At 59.3% G+C, this 19099-nt stretch carries 17 protein-coding genes; 12 read left to right on the top strand and 5 right to left on the bottom strand.

Annotated features, from left to right (window positions below):
* Window positions 1-27 precede the first annotated feature (27 nt).
* The 6 genes from purB to QC816_RS02750 all read left to right on the top strand — a co-directional run bounded on the left by purB (window position 28) and on the right by QC816_RS02750 (window position 8067).
* Window positions 28-1413 carry an adenylosuccinate lyase gene (gene purB / locus QC816_RS02775; RefSeq protein WP_264823424.1) on the top strand — a complete coding sequence of 462 codons (1386 nt, stop codon included), beginning with the start codon at window positions 28-30 and terminating at the stop codon, window positions 1411-1413.
* A gap of 80 nt (window positions 1414-1493) precedes the next feature.
* Entirely contained in the window at window positions 1494-2678 is a 1185-nt protein-coding gene (locus QC816_RS02770; RefSeq protein ID WP_309780885.1) for a JmjC domain-containing protein, read from the top strand.
* A 1-nt stretch (window position 2679) separates the two neighbouring features.
* Complete coding sequence (locus tag QC816_RS02765) at window positions 2680-3123, top strand: GNAT family N-acetyltransferase (protein WP_309780883.1); 444 nt, start codon at window positions 2680-2682, stop codon at window positions 3121-3123.
* A 431-nt stretch (window positions 3124-3554) separates the two neighbouring features.
* Complete coding sequence (locus QC816_RS02760) at window positions 3555-5327, top strand: putative bifunctional diguanylate cyclase/phosphodiesterase (RefSeq protein ID WP_309780882.1); 1773 nt, start codon at window positions 3555-3557, stop codon at window positions 5325-5327.
* A 364-nt stretch (window positions 5328-5691) separates the two neighbouring features.
* Window positions 5692-7290: an isocitrate lyase gene (locus QC816_RS02755; protein ID WP_085917755.1), complete on the top strand. Its 1599-nt coding sequence runs from the start codon at window positions 5692-5694 to the stop codon at window positions 7288-7290.
* A 309-nt stretch (window positions 7291-7599) separates the two neighbouring features.
* A complete protein-coding gene (locus QC816_RS02750) occupies window positions 7600-8067 on the top strand; it encodes an outer membrane lipoprotein (protein WP_066318047.1) in 468 nt (155 codons plus the stop codon).
* 91 nt (window positions 8068-8158) lie between these two features.
* Here QC816_RS02750 and QC816_RS02745 read toward each other — a convergent pair whose 3' ends face one another.
* The gene (locus QC816_RS02745) at window positions 8159-8437 is read right to left on the bottom strand and encodes a hypothetical protein (protein ID WP_085917754.1); all 279 of its coding nucleotides are present in this window, start codon (window positions 8435-8437) and stop codon (window positions 8159-8161) included.
* A gap of 173 nt (window positions 8438-8610) precedes the next feature.
* Here QC816_RS02745 and QC816_RS02740 point away from each other — a divergent pair, with 173 nt between their 5' ends.
* Complete coding sequence (locus QC816_RS02740; RefSeq protein WP_085917753.1) at window positions 8611-9096, top strand: FKBP-type peptidyl-prolyl cis-trans isomerase; 486 nt, start codon at window positions 8611-8613, stop codon at window positions 9094-9096.
* A gap of 75 nt (window positions 9097-9171) precedes the next feature.
* Here the strand turns inward: QC816_RS02740 and nikR are convergent, their stop codons facing one another.
* On the bottom strand, window positions 9172-9573 hold the full coding sequence (nikR, locus tag QC816_RS02735; RefSeq protein WP_309780878.1) for a nickel-responsive transcriptional regulator NikR: 402 nt from the start codon (window positions 9571-9573) through the stop codon (window positions 9172-9174).
* An 87-nt stretch (window positions 9574-9660) separates the two neighbouring features.
* Between nikR and QC816_RS02730 the strand changes: the two genes are divergently transcribed.
* Genes QC816_RS02730 through QC816_RS02710 form a run of 5 tightly spaced genes read left to right on the top strand, consistent with a single transcriptional unit; the run spans window position 9661 to window position 14485 of the window.
* Window positions 9661-11250, top strand: coding sequence for an ABC transporter substrate-binding protein (locus QC816_RS02730; protein ID WP_309780875.1), 1590 nt, complete (start codon window positions 9661-9663; stop codon window positions 11248-11250).
* Window positions 11241-12221: an ABC transporter permease gene (locus QC816_RS02725; RefSeq protein ID WP_199283684.1), complete on the top strand. Its 981-nt coding sequence runs from the start codon at window positions 11241-11243 to the stop codon at window positions 12219-12221. Before QC816_RS02730 ends, QC816_RS02725 begins: the two co-directional genes overlap by 10 nt.
* Window positions 12218-13018 (top strand): ABC transporter permease, encoded by an 801-nt coding sequence (locus QC816_RS02720; protein ID WP_199283685.1) that lies wholly within the window; start codon window positions 12218-12220, stop codon window positions 13016-13018. The genes QC816_RS02725 and QC816_RS02720 overlap by 4 nt, the downstream gene beginning before the upstream one ends.
* Window positions 13019-13038: 20 nt before the next feature.
* Window positions 13039-13854: an ATP-binding cassette domain-containing protein gene (locus tag QC816_RS02715; RefSeq protein WP_085917750.1), complete on the top strand. Its 816-nt coding sequence runs from the start codon at window positions 13039-13041 to the stop codon at window positions 13852-13854.
* Window positions 13847-14485: an ABC transporter ATP-binding protein gene (locus QC816_RS02710; RefSeq protein ID WP_309780871.1), complete on the top strand. Its 639-nt coding sequence runs from the start codon at window positions 13847-13849 to the stop codon at window positions 14483-14485. The genes QC816_RS02715 and QC816_RS02710 overlap by 8 nt, the downstream gene beginning before the upstream one ends.
* Here QC816_RS02710 and QC816_RS02705 read toward each other — a convergent pair.
* The 3 genes from QC816_RS02705 to QC816_RS02695 all read right to left on the bottom strand — a co-directional run bounded on the left by QC816_RS02705 (window position 14433) and on the right by QC816_RS02695 (window position 18940).
* Window positions 14433-15641, bottom strand: a complete 1209-nt coding sequence (locus QC816_RS02705) for an MFS transporter (RefSeq protein ID WP_085917748.1) — start codon at window positions 15639-15641, stop codon at window positions 14433-14435. The two genes, QC816_RS02710 and QC816_RS02705, sit on opposite strands and share 53 nt — an antisense overlap.
* Before the next feature lie 27 nt (window positions 15642-15668).
* The gene (locus QC816_RS02700; RefSeq protein ID WP_199283688.1) at window positions 15669-16364 is read right to left on the bottom strand and encodes a C40 family peptidase; all 696 of its coding nucleotides are present in this window, start codon (window positions 16362-16364) and stop codon (window positions 15669-15671) included.
* A gap of 113 nt (window positions 16365-16477) precedes the next feature.
* Window positions 16478-18940 carry a DUF1266 domain-containing protein gene (locus QC816_RS02695; protein WP_268902405.1) on the bottom strand — a complete coding sequence of 821 codons (2463 nt, stop codon included), beginning with the start codon at window positions 18938-18940 and terminating at the stop codon, window positions 16478-16480.
* Between the last annotated feature and the right edge of the window lie 159 nt (window positions 18941-19099).

Below are 19099 nucleotides of genomic sequence, written 5' to 3'. Positions count from 1 at the left end.
ACTGCTTTCACCTCTGGAAACCAAGCCATGCAACTTTCTGCCTTGACTGCACTCTCCCCCGTTGACGGCCGCTACGCCAGTAAAGCCGCCGCCCTGCGCGAACATTTCAGCGAATTCGGCCTGATTCGCGCCCGTGTCATTGTGGAAGTTCGCTGGCTGCAGCGGCTCGCCGAGCATAACCAGATCGTCGAGGTGCCGCCGCTTTCCGCCCAGGCAACGGCGTTTCTTGAAGCCTTGATCCGTGATTTTTCCGTGGCCGACGCCGAGCGCATCAAGGATATCGAGCGTACGACCAACCACGACGTCAAGGCGGTGGAATATTTTCTCAAGGAGAAGATTACCGGCAACAGCGAGCTGCATGCGGTCACCGAGTTCATTCACTTTGCCTGCACCTCCGAAGATATCAACAACCTTTCCTACGGCGTGATGCTGGCCGATGGCCTCCAGGCACTGCTGCCGGTCATGCATAACGTGGCCGACGACATCGCCGCACTGGCCATTGCCCATGCCGGGCAGCCGATGCTGTCGCGCACCCACGGGCAAACGGCCAGCCCCACAACGCTTGGCAAGGAAATGGCCAACGTGGCCTACCGCCTCAAGCGCCAGCTCAAGCAGGTAGAAGGCGTCGAGATCCTGGGTAAAATCAATGGCGCGGTAGGCAACTACAACGCCCATCTGGCGACCTACCCCGAGATCGACTGGGAAGCCAACGCGCGTACCTTCGTGGAAGGCCTGGGGCTGAGCTTCAACCCCTACACCACCCAGATCGAACCCCACGACTACATCGCCGAGCTGTTCGATGCCATATGCCGCTTCAATACCATCCTGATCGACTTCGACCGCGACGTCTGGGGCTATATCTCGCTGGGCTACTTCAAACAGCGCACCGTGGAAGGCGAAATTGGCTCGTCGACCATGCCCCACAAGGTCAACCCCATCGACTTTGAGAACTCTGAAGGCAACCTTGGCCTGGCCAATGCCGTGCTCGGCCACCTGGCGCAAAAGCTGCCGATCTCGCGCTGGCAGCGCGATTTGACCGACTCCACCGTATTGCGCAACCTGGGTGTTGGCCTGGCTTATGGCTTGATTGGCTACCACGCCAGCCTCAAGGGCATCAGCAAGCTGGAAGCCAACCCGGAGCGTTTGACTCAGGATCTGGACAACAGCTGGGAAGTGCTCGCCGAGCCGATTCAAACCGTCATGCGTCGCTTCGGGATTGAAAAGCCCTACGAGAAACTCAAGGAACTGACCCGAGGCAAACGCATCGATCAGGCAGGCTTTGCCGCCTTCATTGACACGCTTGCGCTACCCGACGACGCCAAAGCCGAACTGAAGGCGATGTCACCCGCCACCTACATCGGCGATGCAAAAGCCCAGGCCGAAGCAATTCGCCAACGGCTTGATGCACTATAATTAAGTTTTACTCTAGTTAAGGTCTACCCTGATTAGGTTGGAACCACGGCTCTACTGCCACGTTCGTTTAGGATACCACCATGCAACCTTCTGATAAGCCACTGACCCTGCTCGGCGATTTGACCCCGGCGGAATTTCTGGCGAGCTACTGGCAACAAAAGCCGCTATTGATTCGCGGGGCGATACCCGACTACATCAGCCCCATCGAACCCGATGAGCTGGCAGGGCTTGCCTGCGAGCCGGGCATCGAAGCCCGTCTGGTAGAAGAAAAAGGCCCGGACGGCGCATGGCAGGTGTCCCACGGGCCTTTCGACGAAGCCACCTTCGAGCGGCTGCCGGAGCGCAACTGGAGCCTGCTGGTACAGGCCGTGGATCACTACCTGCCCTCGGTGGCTGCCCTGCTGGATGAGTTCGACTTTCTGCCCCGCTGGCGTTTGGACGACATCATGGTCAGCTACGCGCCGCCCGGCGGCAGCGTCGGTCCCCACGTCGACCAGTACGACGTTTTCCTGTTTCAAGCCAGTGGCCAGCGCCGTTGGCAACTGGGCGGCCCGACCAGTGATGACGCGCCGATTGTGCAGGGCATTGACCTACGCATTCTGGAAACCTTCGAGATTGAAGAAGACTCCGACTGGGTACTGGAGCCCGGCGACATGCTTTACTTGCCGCCGGGCTGGGCTCACCACGGGGTTAGCCAGACCGACGACTGCATCACCATGTCGGTGGGTTTCAGGGCGCCATCGGCGGATGAAGCGGTCACCTCCTACGCCGATTACCGGGGCGAACAGCTACCCGCCTCGCTGCGCTACAGCGACGCCGGTCGGGCCCCTGCGACCCACAGTGGCGAGCTGGACGATGTCTCGGTGGAGCGCATGCGCCAACTGATCCTGTCGACACTGGATAATCCCCAGCAAATCGCTCAGTGGTTCGGCCGTGCAATGACCCAGCCCAAGTACGTCGACCAAGTGGTCCCGTTGGATACGCCGATGGACGAATCAAGTCTTGTCGCTCAGCTACAGGAAGATGGTCCACTCTATCATATGCCTGGCTCGCGCTTTGCCTGGCGCACCGAGAATGGCACCACCACGCTGTTCGTCGACGGTGAAGGCTACACCTGCACAGAAGCGCTTGCTCAGCGGCTGGCGTCAACGGCACCGCTGCATGAAGACGTGCTGGAACTACCAGGTGCCAAAGCGCTCATCACCCAGCTTGTCAAAGCGGGCAGCCTGAGCTGGCTGCAGGACGACGATGACGACGAGGAATAGCATGCCCCGCGACAGCCTACCGGTCACCGTTCAGGAAGGCGACTGGCAAGCCTTGGGCGACATCGCAAGCCTCATTCGACGCGTGGTGTTCATTGACGAGCAACAGGTGCCCCAGGACGAGGAATGGGACGGCCAGGACCCCGCCTGCCATCATTTCCTGGCCTATCTGGACGGCAACCCGGTGGGCACTGCACGACTCCTGCCTGATGGCCATATTGGCCGCGTGGCGGTGCTTGCCGAAGCACGCGGAACCGGCATCGGTGGCCAGTTGATGGCCGCCGCTATCGCCACCGCCCAGCGTGTCGGCCACCCTCAAGTCGCACTGAGCTCACAGCTCCATGCGCTGGCCTTTTACGAACGGCTCGGCTTCGTCGCCCATGGCGAGACCTTCATGGATGCCGGTATCCCTCACCGCGAGATGACGCTGACCTTCGACGACAATTAATGACTGATTGCCGTTTACCGCGTGATTGATTACTGACTCCCCCCTTTGCGGCCCCAAGCGCGGGCCGCTGCAAAGTCAGCTAAGTTGAGCCGCTCACAGCAAGTTTTCTATTCGGTGCTCTGAGAGAAAGAGCAAGGCGTTGAAGAAATGACTGTTGTCAGTAGGCTGATCATATGACGCGATGGTCACCATTTTTCTATTTTCCTAAACAAACTTGCCAAATGGTCGATAGAGATCATGATTCAAATTTGTTCGTCGACGACTTCGGACTTAGATAAACTAAAACATTGAAATAAATGTAAATTTTACGTGCATTGAGCTCCTTGTCAGCCAAGCGGAATACACGCTTGAAGAAACGATGCCGCAAAACGCAAAACTGCCGGCACCGTCTAAACGCAAAGCATCAGAATGGAAACGCCAAGAAATAATCAATGAAGATACCCAACCAAGCAGAGAGCTACTCGACATCATCGATCATCCTGGAAGATACATTTCAAGGCATCCGTCAACTAGCCAAAAACGAACAGCTTGCCGAATTAATTTTTTCTGAAAGCCAAAATGCCATCATGATCACCGATCGATGTAACCGGATCATCGATGTTAATGCCGCCTTCGAAAGAATAACAGGTTATACGCGACGTGAAGTTCTACACCATAACCCGAATTTTCTTTCTTCTGGGCGGCACACGCGCGCATTCTATCGTGATATGTGGCAATCGCTGGTTGAGCAGGGAAAATGGCGGGGGGAGTTGGTCAACCGACGCAAGGATGGCGAATTACTCCCCGAGCTTTTATCACTATTCTTGCTACGCGATGGCAAGGGCGATATCACCCATCACGTTGCCATTTTTTCTGACCTTACCCGGCTTAAAAAACATGCAGAGGAACTTCACCTTGCAAGCCATTTTGATGCACTGACGCTGTTACCTAACCGGCATCAGATGCTCCGCCGAATTCGCGAAGCCATATCAGAGGCCAGCCCCCAGACCACATTTGCTGTTTGCGTACTAGACCTTGATAACTTCCAACAACTGAACAGGCAGCTAGGCCACCGGGCAGCTGATAACGTGCTAATAGCCATCGCAGAAAAACTACGCGAAAGGGTCGGTACACAAGGCGATGTAGCCCGCATAGGTGGCGATGAATTTGCACTACTGCTCCATGATGTTGATAGCGGCGACGACCAATTGCAGCAAATGACGGAAAGCTTTTTGCTGGAAGGCTTCACTGCCACCCCGCTGGTGATAAAAGCAAGCATGGGGGTTACATTGTTTCCGCTCGATAATGCCGACCCAGACACCTTGTTACGCCATGCTGATCAGGCCATGTATCAAGCAAAACTGCAGGGTGGTAATACTTTCGCTTTTTTTGATCCTGACCATGAGCAAAAGCTGAAAGATCAGCAGGCCGTGCGAGAAGATATTACGCATGCCATCAAAGCGGGGGAATTCGAGTTGCATTTCCAGCCGCAAGTCGACACGCAATCGCAACGGCTTCTTGGTGCTGAAGCGTTGATTCGGTGGCACCATCCCAAACGCGGTCTTGTAATGCCCGACCAGTTTTTGCCTCAGATTAGCGGTACCGAGATTGAGCTCGCACTTGATACCTGGGTACTCAATGCCGCGCTTGACCAGCTCTCGAAATGGCACGCAGACGGACTGATGATCAGCGTCAGTATCAACGCCACTCCACAGTCGATAGTCCGTGAAAGTTTCTATAAAACTCTCTTACAAGCATTGACAGCACACCCCAGCCTGGCACCTCAGTTTATCTGTATTGAAGTACTGGAGTCGGTAGCACTGGACGATTTATCGGCTGCGACAAGTATGCTCAATCGCTTGCGTGAAATCGGTTTGCAAGTGGCGTTAGACGACTTCGGTACCGGGTACTCGTCACTATCCTATCTTCGCAACCTGCCCGTTGATCTGGTGAAGATCGATAGGTCATTCGTAATGACAATGCTCGAAAGCGCCCAGGATCTTGCCATTGTTGAAAGCGTCACCTATCTGGCAAAACGTTTCGGCAAAGGCGTGGTGGCCGAAGGCGTTGAAAGCTGCGCCCATATCGACAAGCTGAAGCTTATAGGCTGCGACGTTGTGCAGGGTTATGGCGTAGCAAAGCCCATGCCTGCAGAGGAGTTGTTCGCCTGGTCGCAAACAGCGGGCCTTCCTTCGGGCTTAATGAAAAATCTTCCATTAACATAATCTTTTGATATTCATAATGGATGAGCAATGCTTTTGCCTTAAAAGCTTACCGGTGACGACCCCGCTTTCCCGCTAATCACGAAATTCCACTACACAGACCCCAGCGTTGTCGCCAGGCTGTAGTCAAGCTACAACGCTGCCTGCCCCCAAGTGTCAATTGTTGCCCTCCGCCCCTTCAGGGATAGTGTCTTTACTGCAGTGCCGCAAGGACTGCCCGGAAAACCCGCTTACGACGTTCTATTAAGAGACTTATTTCTTAAAGACACGCCAAGCGAATTGAACGATGCTGAAAGCGACTTCGCAGGTGCAGCATAAGACACTGCTTACATGCGCATCGCCATCATAACCCCGGAGGGATTAGCTCATGACTGGACTTCTCGAAGAGATCAAGGCACTGGCCCAACTACGCGAAGCACAAGGCGGCAAGTGGGATAACATCAAACCCGAATACGCCGCGCGTATGCGTGCCCAGAACCGCTTCCACACCGGTCTGGATATCGCCCGGTATACCGCCAAGATCATGCGCGACGACATGGCCGCCTACGATGCCGACACCAGCAAGTACACTCAGTCACTGGGTTGCTGGCACGGCTTTATCGGCCAGCAGAAAATGCTGTCCATCAAAAAGCATTTCGGCACCACCAAGCGCAGCTACCTCTACCTGTCAGGCTGGATGGTCGCCGCGCTGCGTTCAGAGTTTGGCCCGCTGCCTGACCAGTCCATGCATGAAAAGACCTCGGTCGCCAACCTGATCGAAGAGCTCTACACTTTTCTCAAGCAGGCCGATGCGTGGGAGCTTAACCACCTGTTCCGCGCCCTGGACGACGCCAAAGAGGCTGGCGACAAGTCCAAGGAGCAGGAACTGATCAGCCAGATCGACAACCACGAAACCCACGTGGTGCCGATCATCGCTGACATCGACGCCGGTTTTGGTAACGCGGAAGCCACTTACCTGCTGGCCAAGAAATTCATCGAAGCGGGTGCCTGCTGTATCCAGTTGGAAAACCAGGTATCCGACGAGAAGCAGTGCGGCCACCAGGACGGCAAGGTCACCGTACCCCATGAAGACTTTATCGCCAAAATCAACGCCGTACGCTACGCCTTCCTGGAACTGGGGGTTGATGATGGCGTGATCGTGGCACGTACCGACTCGCTGGGGGCGGGGCTAACCCAGAAGATCGCCGTGACCACCGAGCCGGGCGATCTGGGCGACCAGTACAACAGTTTCCTCGACGGCGACGTGATCGAAAACGCCAGCGACATCAACAATGGCGACGTGGTCATCAAGCAGAACGGCAAGTTGGTCAAGCCCAAGCGGCTCGCCTCCGGCCTCTACCAGTTCAAACCGGGTACCGGTGAAGACCGCGTGGTGCTCGACTGCATCACCAGCCTGCAAAACGGCGCTGACCTGCTGTGGATCGAGACCGAAAAACCCCACGTCGGCCAGATCGCCGCCATGGTCAATCGTATCCGCGAAGTCTGCCCGGATGCCAAGCTGGTCTACAACAACTCACCGTCGTTCAACTGGACACTCAACTTCCGTCAGCAAGTATTCGATGCCTGGGAAAAAGAAGGCAAGGACGTCTCGGCCTACGAGCGCGATAAGCTGATGGGTATCGAGTACGACAACACCGAACTTGGCCAACTGGCCGACGAGTGGACACGTAACTTCCAGCGCGACAGCGCACGCGAGGCGGGTATCTTCCATCACCTGATCACCCTGCCCACCTACCATACGGCGGCGCTGTCCACCGACAACCTGGCCAAGGGCTACTTTGGCGACGACGGCATGCTGGCCTACGTCAAGAAAGTCCAGCGCGAAGAAATCCGCCAGGGCATTGCCACCGTCAAGCACCAGGACATGGCAGGCTCCAACATCGGCGATGACCACAAGGAGTTCTTCCAGGGTGAAGCCGCGCTGAAAGCAGGCGGCAAAGACAACACCATGAACCAGTTCGGCTGACACCGGCCGCCAGGCGCTAATCTAGTGACCCAAAGCCTGGAAAGATTTCCACTTTCCGGGCTTTTTTATACCCACCTGCATGCTTTGCACACTCTTTTCTTAATCAACCACTACACTGTTTTTCATAATCATTTTGCACTATTAGCTTGCATCATTGTCTTATATTACTACTTTACATAGTCAGCATTTCAAACGACCGCTTATCAACATCAGCATTTTTAGGTATGTTGTTAACGAACGCTGTTCTATAATATGGTCGAAAGTTCTCGTTGCAGACGGGATCACTAAGACAACCACCCGGAGGTGTCCATGAAACGTTTACTCCCTATCGCCGCTCTCAGCGTTCTCACGCTTGCTGGCTGCGCCAACACAGCGGGCTACTCGGGCGATGTATATAGCGGTAACCAGGCCAAGACCACGCAAAATGTAAGGATTGGCACCATTGCCGCGGTGCGCCCGGTACAAATTCAGGCGGATAGCCGCACCGGCGGCCTGCTCGGCGGTGGTGGCGGTGCCATTATCGGCGGTCTGCTGGGTAACCAGATCGGTGGCGGTTCCGGGCGTCAACTGGCCACCGTTGCCGGCGCGCTGGGTGGTTCTATTGCCGGTACCGCTGCTGAAGACCGCGCCAATCGCATTGACGCCCTGGAAATGGAAATCCGCCTGGAAGACGGTACCGACGTAGTGGTCGTACAGCGCGCCGACCGCCAGTTCCAGCCGGGCCAGAAAGTTCGCCTGATTGGCAACGGGGCCAATGCAAGCGTCGCCCCTTACTGATGGTTAGTTGATATAAATAGCTAATCGCTGCACAAAAAAGCCCCGCCAGCGCTGACGGGGCTTTTTTTCGTTGTGTTGATGCTTGGGGTGTTTAGTGAGGCGCTTTGCTCGATGCCCAACCGATCAATTTGTACACCACTGCGGCGATGATGCCCAACAGAATAGCTACCAGCAGGATCTCCACCGGACGCACCAATGTGGTCGCCCCCAGTACGGCAAGGGCACCCACCCAAAGCCAGCGGTTATCGCCATGAGTCTTCAATGGCCGGGGCAACATTTTATCCAACCCGGCACTCACGGTTTGCCAGCGCTGATTGACAAAATAGCCAATCAGCACAAGGGCGATTAACCAGATGATAAATATGGTCATGTCATGCTCCGTAGAAGGTGCGGCGAAAAAAGTGTCCGGCTAGGGTAGCCCTGCTAAATCCTGGGCGCAATACTGCATAAAGGCAAGACGGCAGAAAATCCCCTCTACCCCCTGACAATCCTGTGTTCACGCGTTACCATGTTAGGGACATGCACTCACCGAAAGGTTATTTAATGCAAATTGCGCAAAACTCGGTTGTCGCGTTCCACTACACCCTGACCAACGATTCAGGTGAAGTGCTAGACAGTTCCGAAGGCCGCGAGCCCCTCACCTACCTCCATGGTTCAGGCAACATCATTCCTGGCCTGGAAAAAGAGCTGGAAGGACACGCGGCTGGCGAAAAGCTGAACGTCCAGGTTGCCCCGGAAGAGGGTTACGGCGAGATTCAGGAACAACTGATGCAGGAAGTTCCGCGCGATGCGTTCCAGGGCGTTGAAAGCGTCGAGCCGGGCATGCAGTTCCAGGCGCAGACCCAAGGCGGCCCACTGATGGTCACCGTGAAGAAAGTCGAAGGCGACACTGTCGTTGTCGACGGCAACCATCCGCTAGCCGGTCAGCACCTCAACTTTGACGTTGAAATCGCCGAAGTACGCGAAGCCAGCGAAGAAGAAGTTGAGCACGGCCATGTACACGGCGAAGGTGGCGAAGAGCAGCACTAAGCTCTTCCCCCTGGCTGTTTCCCAGCCGACGCGTGACATGCGAAAAGGCGACCCAAGCGGTCGCCTTTTTTATGCTCATTCTTCAGGAATCAGCACCAGGCGCCCGTGGCGGACGCTGCGTGACGAGGTGACTTCAGCGGCGAACTGTTTCAACTGGTCGCTTTGACCCTTGAGCAACGCGACTTCCATGCAGCTTTGCTCATTCAGGTGGACGTGCAGCGTCGAAAGGGTGAGTTCATGATGGGCGTGGGAATGGCGCGTCAGCCGTTTGGACAACTCCCTGGCGGCATGGTCATAGACATACACCAGTGCGCCCATGCACGGCGCCTGTGGCGCGGCTTCCTCGCGTACCTGCTGAAGCCCGCTACGGGTTAAATCGCGAATCGCCTCGGAACGGTTCTGGTAACCGCGTTCCTGGATCAGCGCATCCACATCTGCCAACAACTCTTCATCAAGCGTGACCGTTACGCGTTGCATCGGTTTCCCCCTCCAAAAAATTGACCCCCGGCTGCCAGTATGATGATATTAAAAAAACATCATACCCGTCCCCCTCAGGAAACGGCCATGGCGCTCGACTCAAGAACGATTCTACTCGGCTTGGCGCTAAGTTGCGTCACGCTGGCGAATGCCGCCGAACCCAAAGACCAACTTGTGATGGCCATCGGCGGTGAGCCCGAACAGGGGTTCGACCCGTTACTTGGCTGGGGGCAGTATGGCAACCCGCTATTTCAGTCGACGCTGCTCGCTCGAGGCATCGACCTTGCCCCTCAGCCGCAGGTCGCCACCCACTGGTCGCTCTCTGACGATCGCCTCACCTGGACGCTGACGCTACGCGACGACGTACGTTTTGCCGATGGCACCCGGCTGACCGCTGACGATGTCGCCTTTACCTTCAATGCCGCTGCCAAGGCCGGCGGGAGAGCCGACCTGAGCGTGCTGCAAAACGCCGAGGCCGTCGATTCTCAAACCGTCACTCTCACCCTGCGCGAGCCGCGCATCACCTTTATCGACCAGTTGATGACCTTAGGGATTGTCCCCAGTGCCGCGCGCGAAAACGGTTACGACGATGACTACGGCCGTGCCCCGCTGGGTTCCGGCCCCTATCAGCTGGTGGAATGGCAGGAAGGCGAGCAGTTGATCGTCGAACGTAACCCATACTTTTATGGCCCCACCCCGCCGTTTGAGCGGCTAGTGTTATTGTTCACCGGTGAGGATACCACCCTTAACGCCTTACGCGCAGGCGACGTCGACCTGGCTACCCTGCCCCCGGCGCTTGCCGGCGAGATCCCACCAGACATGCAGCGCGTGGTGATGGAAAGCGTCGACAACCGCGGCATTCTGTTTCCCATGCAGCATGATGAAGGCAAAACCGCCGACAATGGCGCACCGATTGGCAACGATGTCACCGCCGATATTGCCATCCGCCAGGCAATCAACCTGGCGCTGGACCGCGACACCCTGGTGGACATAGCGCTTGAAGGCTTCGGCCGCCCGGCGTTCGGCCCTGCCGACGGGATGCCATGGAGCGACCCCGACGAAACCCTGGCGGCCCCTGACCTTGAGCAGGCCATTCAGCGCCTGGAAGACGCTGGTTGGCAGCAGCGCGACGGCGGCCTGCGCAAAAAAGACGGTCAAACCGCCCGTTTCCGGCTGACTTATCCCGCAGGCGACACCACCCGGCAACGGCTGGCCGAAATAAGCGCGCAAATGGTCCGCCCCCTGGGCATCGAGATGCAACCCACTGCCCGCCACTGGGATGAGATACAGCGCAAAGCGATCCATCAGGACGCCGTTGTAATGGGCTTTGGCAGCCACAGTCCCCAAGAGATCTATTACCTGTTCCATAGCGCGCATAGCGGCAACGGCTTTTACAACAGCGGCGTTTACACCAACCCCAGCGTGGACGATCACCTCGACAACGCCCAGCGAGCCGCCAGCGCCGAACAGGCCAATCGCCACTGGCGCAATGCCCAATGGGACGGCGAAACCGGCTATGGCGTGCGCGGCGACGCAACCTGGGCATGGATGGTCAACCTGGAACACATCTACGCCGCCGACAGCTGCCTTGATCTCGGCACGCTGGGGATTGCCCCTCACGGCCACGGTTGGCCGATTACCGCCAACCTGCTCGACTGGCGCTGGACGTGCAACTGATCGCGATCACCGCCGCTCGTCTGCTGCGCCTTGCGCTGGTACTGGTGTGCGTCGCGGTCGTGTCGTTTAGCTTGATAATGCTGTCACCCATTGACCCGATTGACGCCTACCTGGGACCTCAAATGGCCCAGGTAAGCCCGGAACAGCGCCACCTGATCGCCGAGCGCTGGGGGTTCGACGAGCCGCCGGTGGTTCAGTTTGGCCACTGGCTGGGCCAGCTACTTCAGGGCGACCTGGGCGTTAGCCATGTGTATAACCAGCCGGTAAGCGAGGTCATCGGCCAGCGCTTTCAACGCTCCATCATGTTGCTGGGCAGCGCCTGGTTGCTCACCACACTGATTGGCTTTGCCCTCGGGGTGATCGCCGGGGCAAAAGAAGGCAGCTTGCTGGATAGAATCATTAGCACCTACGCCTACTTGACGGCCTCGACGCCCGCTTTCTGGCTGGCCATGTTACTGCTGCTGTTATTTTCGGTTTACCTTGGCTGGACGCCGGTATGTTGCGCAGGCCCCACCGGCACTCTAAGCCAGGACGTCAGCCTGGCCACCCGGCTCCACCATCTGGTCCTGCCCGTAGCGACACTCGCGCTGATCGGCATCGCCAATATTACCCTGCACAGCCGCGCGCGTATGCTCGCGCTGATGAACTCCAACATCGCCACCCACGCTTTTGCACAAGGCGCCAGCCGCTGGGATATCGCCTGGCGGCACGGTATCCGCCATGCCAGCCTCCCCGCGCTGACGCTTTCACTGGCCTCGCTGGGGGAGCTGTTTGGTGGCTCAATACTCATCGAACAGGTGTTTGCCTACCCCGGCCTGGGCCAGGCAACGGTCGCCGCCGGGCTGCGCAGCGATGTGCCGCTGCTGCTGGGCATTGCGCTGTTTACCGCGCTGTTCGTCAGCGTGGGCAACTTGCTTGCCGATACTCTCCACGCGATGATTGACCCGCGCTTGCAGAAGGTGACGCCATGAGCAGAGCGCAACCCAGGCGCGATGCGTTCTGGATCGGTACCGCCATCGCCATACTGCTCGTCGCGCTACTCAGCAGTCGCTGGCTGCTCGGCGACACGCCAGGCCAGATGCACTTTGACGCCCGCCTCGCCCCTCCCAGCCTGGACCACTGGCTCGGCACCGATGCGCTGGGCCGCGACCTATGGGCGCGCACCCTGGCAGGCCTTAGCCTCAGCATCGGGGTCGGCAGCCTGGCAGCGCTGTTCGGCACGCTCATCGCGCTGGGCATGGCCATGCTGGCCATGCTGGGGCCACGCTGGGACGCGCTAGTCGCCCTGGTGATCGATACGTTGCTCAGTGTGCCACACCTGATTCTGTTACTGCTGATTGCCTTTGCGCTCGGCGGCGGGACCCAGGCGGTGATTATTGCCGTGGCGGTGACCCATTGGCCTCGCTTGGCGAGATTACTGCGCGCCGAGCTACTTCAGCTTCGCCATGCCCCGTATATCGTCATGTCCAGGGCGCTCGGCAAGTCACGACGCTTTGTGATGGCCTACCACTATCTGCCCCATGCGCTACCCCAATGTGTGGTCGGCGCCTTGCTACTGTTTCCCCACGCCATTTTGCACGAAGCCGCGCTGACCTTTTTAGGCGTCGGGCTGGACCCCAGCCAACCCGCCATTGGGCTTCTGCTCGCTGATGCCATGCGCTACTTGAGCAGCGGCGCCTGGTGGCTCGGGGTATTTCCCGGGCTTGGGCTGTTGCTGGTGGTACTCAGTCTTGAGCGCCTTTCCAGCCACTGGCGTCATGCGCTTTAGGCACTGTAAGGAGAGTTGACATGCTGTCCATTGAACACCTGACCCTACAATTGCCGTATTACACCAGCTGGTGGCGACGCCGCTGGGCCGAGGTATTGAGCGACGTTTCACTCGAGCTTCACCCCGGCGAGGTGCATGCCGTGGTGGGCGCTTCGGGAGCGGGCAAGAGCCTGCTCGCCCATGCACTGCTGGGTCTGCTGCCCGAGCCCAAACACCAAACCGGCCGCCTGACCTTCCAGAACCGGGCGCTTACCGCTGCGCGTCAGCGCCAGCTAAGAGGTCGTGAACTGGCCTTGATCCCCCAGTCGCTCGATGCACTCGACCCTCTGGTCCGCAGTCAGCGTCAGGTCAGTTGGGCGGCAAGCCGCGCAGGGCACGCCAGGTCTGATGCATGGCAGGCAGCCGGGCAAGCGCTCACTCACTACCAGTTGGATGAACGTGGCAGGCAGGCCTTTCCCCATGAACTGTCCGGCGGCATGGCACGGCGGGTACTCACCGCCATGGCCCATGTGAGCCACGCGCAGTTGATCATCGCCGACGAACCCAGCGTCGGCCTCGACCCGCAGCAGCGCAACCGGGTGCTTGACGCTTTGGCGGCACTAGCCCTCGAAGGCAAGTCAGTGTTGCTGATTACCCACGATCTGCGCCACGCCCTGCCCATTGCCCAGCAAGTCACCCTCATGAACCAAGGGCGATGTATCGAAACCGCATGCGCCAGCGCCTTCCGGGGCGACGGTGACACCTTGGCCACCGGCTACGCCAGGGCGCTGTGGCAGGCGCTGCCGGACAACCATTTTGGCGTGCTCACAACCACACAGGCCCAGAACGTTGCTTAGCGCCTATCGCTTACTTCATGCGTTTGCCGACCAGACGGCCGTGCTGGATAACGTGTCCCTATCACTTGAGGCGGGCGAGTGGGTAGGGCTTAACGGCCTTTCCGGGGCGGGCAAGTCTACCCTTGGCCAACTGCTGGCGGGGCATCTCACACCCCAGGCGGGAGTGATAAAGGTGGACGGCGCAGCGCCGCCACGAAGCGGCTTGCAACCCGTGCAATGGCTGCCCCAGTCGCCGGAGCTTTCGGTCAATCCACGCTGGCGGGTCAAGCGCATTCTGGAAGAAGCCTGGACACCCTCGACAGCGTTGCGTGAAGCCTTCGGGATCGAACCCGGCTGGTTGAACCGCTACCCCAGCGCGCTATCCGGCGGCGAACTGCAGCGCGTCTGCGTACTGCGCGCCCTGGCCCCCGGGGTGCGCTATCTGATAGCGGATGAAATATCCAGCATGCTCGATCCCCTCACCCAGCTTGCCCTTTGGCAAGCACTGCGCCAGGTGGCCGATGAGCGTCGGCTTGGCGTGCTGGTCATCAGCCACGACGCGGCCCTGCTTGAACGCCTCTGCCCAAGACGATTGACGCTCAGCGAGGGGCGGCTGAGCCCGCCTGCGCGGCACGGCGCTCAAAGCGCCTGAGCCCCAGCGCCACAACCAGCGTCACGCCAAGCAGCAGCCACGATCCCAGCGCCACGCCCTGCCAGCCCGCCCACTGCCAGAACGGCTCCAGCCAGAAACCGCCCAGGCTGGCCCCCACGTAGTAGAACACCAGATACAACGCCGAAGCGCTGCCCCGAGCGCCCTGGGCATGGCGACCCACCCAGCTTGAGGCCAGCGAATGGGCCAGGAAAAACCCAAAGGCGTTGATGGTCAGCCCAAGGATAATCAGCAAAAGGGAATTCGCCAGCGTGATCGCCGTGCCCAGCATCAGGATCGCCACGCCCATGCTCATGCAGGTCGCCGGTGAGAAGCGCTGGGCCAGCCGCCCTGAAAGCGTCGACCCGACGGTACCGCCCAGGTAGGTCAGAAACACCAGCCCCAGGCTGCTCGCCGCCAATTGATAAGGCGACTCCGCCAGGCGGAACGTAATATAACTGTACTGGTTGATGAAGATCAGGAAGTTGATGCCGCCCAGCGCATAGGCGGCGAGCAGGACCGGATTGCGCAAGTGCCCGGCCAGATCACCCAGTGCGACGCGCAACTGAAAGCGCTGCGGACGAAACGCCTGACTGTTGGGCAACAGCCGCCAGAATACCGCACAGCCCACCAGCGTCAGCACACCCACAGTTAAAAACGCCGCCGAGGGCCCGCCGATATCCGCCGCCACGCCACCGACCACACGCCCGCTGATGCCGCCCAGCGAATTGGCGCCGATGTACAGCCCCACCGCGCTGAGTAGCGCGGGTTTATCGAACTCGTCACCCATCCAGGCGATCGCCACCGCGGGCAGGCCACCCAATACAAAGCCCTGCACCAACCGCAGCGCCAACAGGGTTTCAAAAGTGGGCGCAAAGGCCAGCGCCAGCGAACAACCACCGGCCAGCAAGAGCGTAATGCGCATAATACTTTCGCGGCCGATCGCGTCGGAAAGTGGCCCGAATACCAGCAGTGCCAGAGCCAGCGACAACGTCGATACCGACATCAGCAGACTAACCACCAGGGTAGACACGCCGTAGGTCTCTTTTAGCCCCGGCAGCAACGGCTGCGGGGCATAAAGATTGATGAACACCAGAAAGGAGCCCAGGCAGAGGGCAAAGGTCGCGCGCCACCAGGCACGGGTGTTGGCTTCGATCATGTGATGCTCAACGGTGAGAAAGGTCCGCTACATCGACCGAGAGGCGTTGAGCGGCAACGCGTCCTTGAGCTTGGCCAGGTGTGACGGCGCCAGCGGCCGCCGCGATTGCCAGTAGTAGCGTTTCCAGTAGACATTATCCAGGCTGGAGATAATTACCCCCTGCGAGGTAGAGGCGTGCAGGAAATGCCCGTCGCCAACGTAAATGCCTACATGGTTATACGCTCCCGGCGGGCGGAAGAACACCAGATCGCCCGCCTGTAATTCCTGGCGGTCGATCGGGCGTCCCTCATGGACTTGCCCACGGGTGGAGCGTGGCAGCTCCAGCTCAAAGGTATCGCGGAAGATGTTGCGTACCAGCGCCGAGCAGTCGATGCCACGCTGGTTGGTGCCACCAAGTCGATATGGCGTGCCTACCCACTGCTCATGCTGGGCCAGCAGTGCCTCGCGCACCTGCTCGGTTGGCGAGGCCTGCCAATTCCCGAAGGCATCGTATTGCCCATCGAAGGGCGACATCTGCGTCTTCCAATCGTCAGGCAGGCCCGGCATCGAGCGGGCAAAATAATCATCGGGCGTATCGTCACGCGGCACGCTGGTCGCACAGCCACTCAGCACAACGACCATACAGCCAGCCATCGCAAGAGGCGCATGGCGTTCACGTAATCGACCAGAATAAAGATTGATAAAACGAGCAGCGGTAACAGCAATAGTTGGCAACGCAACCATGCGCGATCCCTCGTCAATAATTGAATAAAAACACCAGTGGCCAGACCTATTCTTGGCTGAGCTAATACTGGTTAACCATGACTATAAGCCAAAATACCTACGTTAAGCGAGTCTCAATGCAAGGTACGTTGATCGCCGGGCAACGTATCGATGTGCAGCGGCGCAAAATGACGCGGCTTGTTGCCGGGAAAATCCAGGCTCGCCCAAGGCCCCGCCAGTATCGGTGCCGCGCACAGCCAGGCGACCAACGCCTGCCGAAAACTGGCCAGAAAGCTCTCCCGCTCGGGGGTTTCCCCCATGAAGAACGAGAAACCAGCGTACATGCCAGCCGCGTAATCCTGCCAGCCCGAGTAGTGATCCGCCGCCAGCTGATAGGCGCGCCCCAGCACATCGGCAAAGGACGTGGATGATAACCAGCCCAATTGGCGACCGGCAATGGCCAGGTCGACTATCTGGGCAATGTCCCAGGCCGCCATGTCGATCTCGTTGCACCCATCCTCGTTATCGCGCACGCGGCGCAGCCTAAGCAGGTGATGGCGATCCTCCTCCGCACAATCACCGGACTCCAGAATGGCAATCTCGGCTTCCAGGCGCTGAGTATTGAGTGTGTAAGGCTCGTAATTGATTTGGTATTCCTGGCGGTCACCCGCCTCCAGCATGGACGCCAGAAAGGTCTGCATATCGTCGGCGCTGGCCAGGTGATAATGGCTTTCCACCCACTCACGAATCTCCGCGCACTCGCGGGGACTTTCCTGCTGGGGCTCACTCCATACCGCACTGTTCAGCGGTCCAACCAGGGACATCGCGGTAAACTGGCTGAGCGTCGGTCGCTCGCTGGGCTCGCGCCAGGCATCGGCGCGCCAGTCCAGCCAGTGGAACAGACTGCCCGGATCTTCCAGATGCCAGGCAATTTCATTGCACAGCGAGGCGTGCTCGCTCTCCGGCAGGCAGTGCTCCCAGGCCAGCCACGCCTCCAGCATGCGCTTAGCATTGGGATAAAAGCGGCACAAACAGCTGCGCAGCGAGCGCGCGTAATCCAACAGCGCTTCCGTCTCGAGCAGTTCGCTATTGAGGGCCATATGCAGGTAGAAGGCAAACTTCTCGGCCATGTGGATTGTGGCGGCATGACGACTGACGCCTTTCAGCGCCTGGCGCTGGGCGTTAACCGGGAAGTCCGGCTGACCAAACAGCGTCGCGGAAGGCGGCATGACACCGTGGGCCGCATCGGCAGCGAGCTGATTCAGATGATGCGCCTGAGCGGGCAGCCAGTAGCGCGCCATGGCCGCCGCACCCTCATCGGCATGCAACCCTAAGGACCCATCCAGGTACTCTCCTGCCTCGACGCGCTGCGCTTCGCTCAGCGGGGCGCCGGGATTGGCCAGCCGCAGCATGGCATCCGGCTCGCGCACGCCCGCCATGGCCAGCAACCAGCGGTGTGGCGTATTGCGCCATTGGCCAAGCATTTCGCGCGAGGCAGCCTGGGTCTCGGCGTCCAGCAGGTCGTCAACGGCGACCTGCCAAGGGCTGAACGAGCCGCTCAGCAACAGCGTCTCGCGTTCAGACGGCGTCATGTCGCGCCGGTCAATGCCATCAAACAAGCTCTGGCCTCGTCGGTAGGCAACAATCACCGCCCGCCAGTCGTGGTAGCGGCGCTGCATCAGTTCGGCGGCGTGCGCCGCAAAGGCATCAGCCTCGGCCTGACTCAACCAGCCGCTACAGGCGCCCGCCCAGGCCAGCTCGACCAGCCGCAACCAATCCCAGGCGGCCCACTCCAGGGGCTCGCCCTGGTTGACAAAGCGGCACAGCACGCTGGCGTGGTGCGAATCGGGCTGGGCATTGCGTTGCCACTCCTGGCGCTGGGCCGCGTCCATGGCAAGCAGGTCGCGCGCTTCAACATCCCAGCGCTGGCGTTCACCCTGGGCACCCAGCCATAACAGCCCGGTCAGCAGCTCGTCGCGGCTGTCGATGTCCCAAGCGGTACCTAACCAGTTGACCGCATCAGGCCAATCCGCCTTGCTTGCCGGGTAATTCAGCAGCGGGCGAAACAGCGCACACAGCCGCCAGGGCTGAGCGCCAGGCGACGTAGGCCACAGGGCGACTTCACCGTGCTCGCGCAACGCCGTCTCAAACATTTCCCAGGTGATCCCCGCGCCCTCGGCTTCCGAATCCGCCAGCACCTGACAGGCATCAATAAAACGGTCATCGGCCCCGGAGGCCCAGCCACGCACGCCCAGGGAGCGGCGCACATCGCCCAGCCAACTGCGCAGGTCGCGGTACTCACGATGAATACGCTGCATCACGCAGCAGGCCCAGTCGCTGGCCTGCTCGGGGCTTATCCACCCCGCTGCACCGGCCAACGCCGCCCATTCAAGCGCTGCCAGCAGTTGATCCGCCTCGCCTGCCGGCGCATGCAGCGCAACCCACCATTGCTCGGCCAGTTCACCCCGATGGGCAATCCCCTGGCCCAGCAAACGCTGCTCTGCCGCCCCCGCATCCACCGATAAGGGATGCGGCGTAAAATGCCAATCGCACAGCACCAACTGCTGCGCCCACCAAGCATGTAACGCGTCACCCAAGAGACACCTCGACAAAAAACACCCACTGCCCGCAGGCAAGCTTAAAGCCGCTTAGTGTAACGGAAACAGCTCCAAAGGCCGATAGATGTTGAAGGCGGGTTTTCAAAGCCAAGTGCAGGCGGGGTTTGTAGGAGCACAACTTGTTGCGCGATCAGCAAG

Origin of the sequence: Vreelandella janggokensis, assembly GCF_031451615.1 — a bacterium.
In the GTDB taxonomy this organism is placed as follows: Bacteria; Pseudomonadota; Gammaproteobacteria; order Pseudomonadales; family Halomonadaceae; genus Vreelandella; species Vreelandella janggokensis.
Note: the sequence above shows the minus strand (reverse complement) of the source record. Positions and strands in the feature narration are given on the sequence as shown.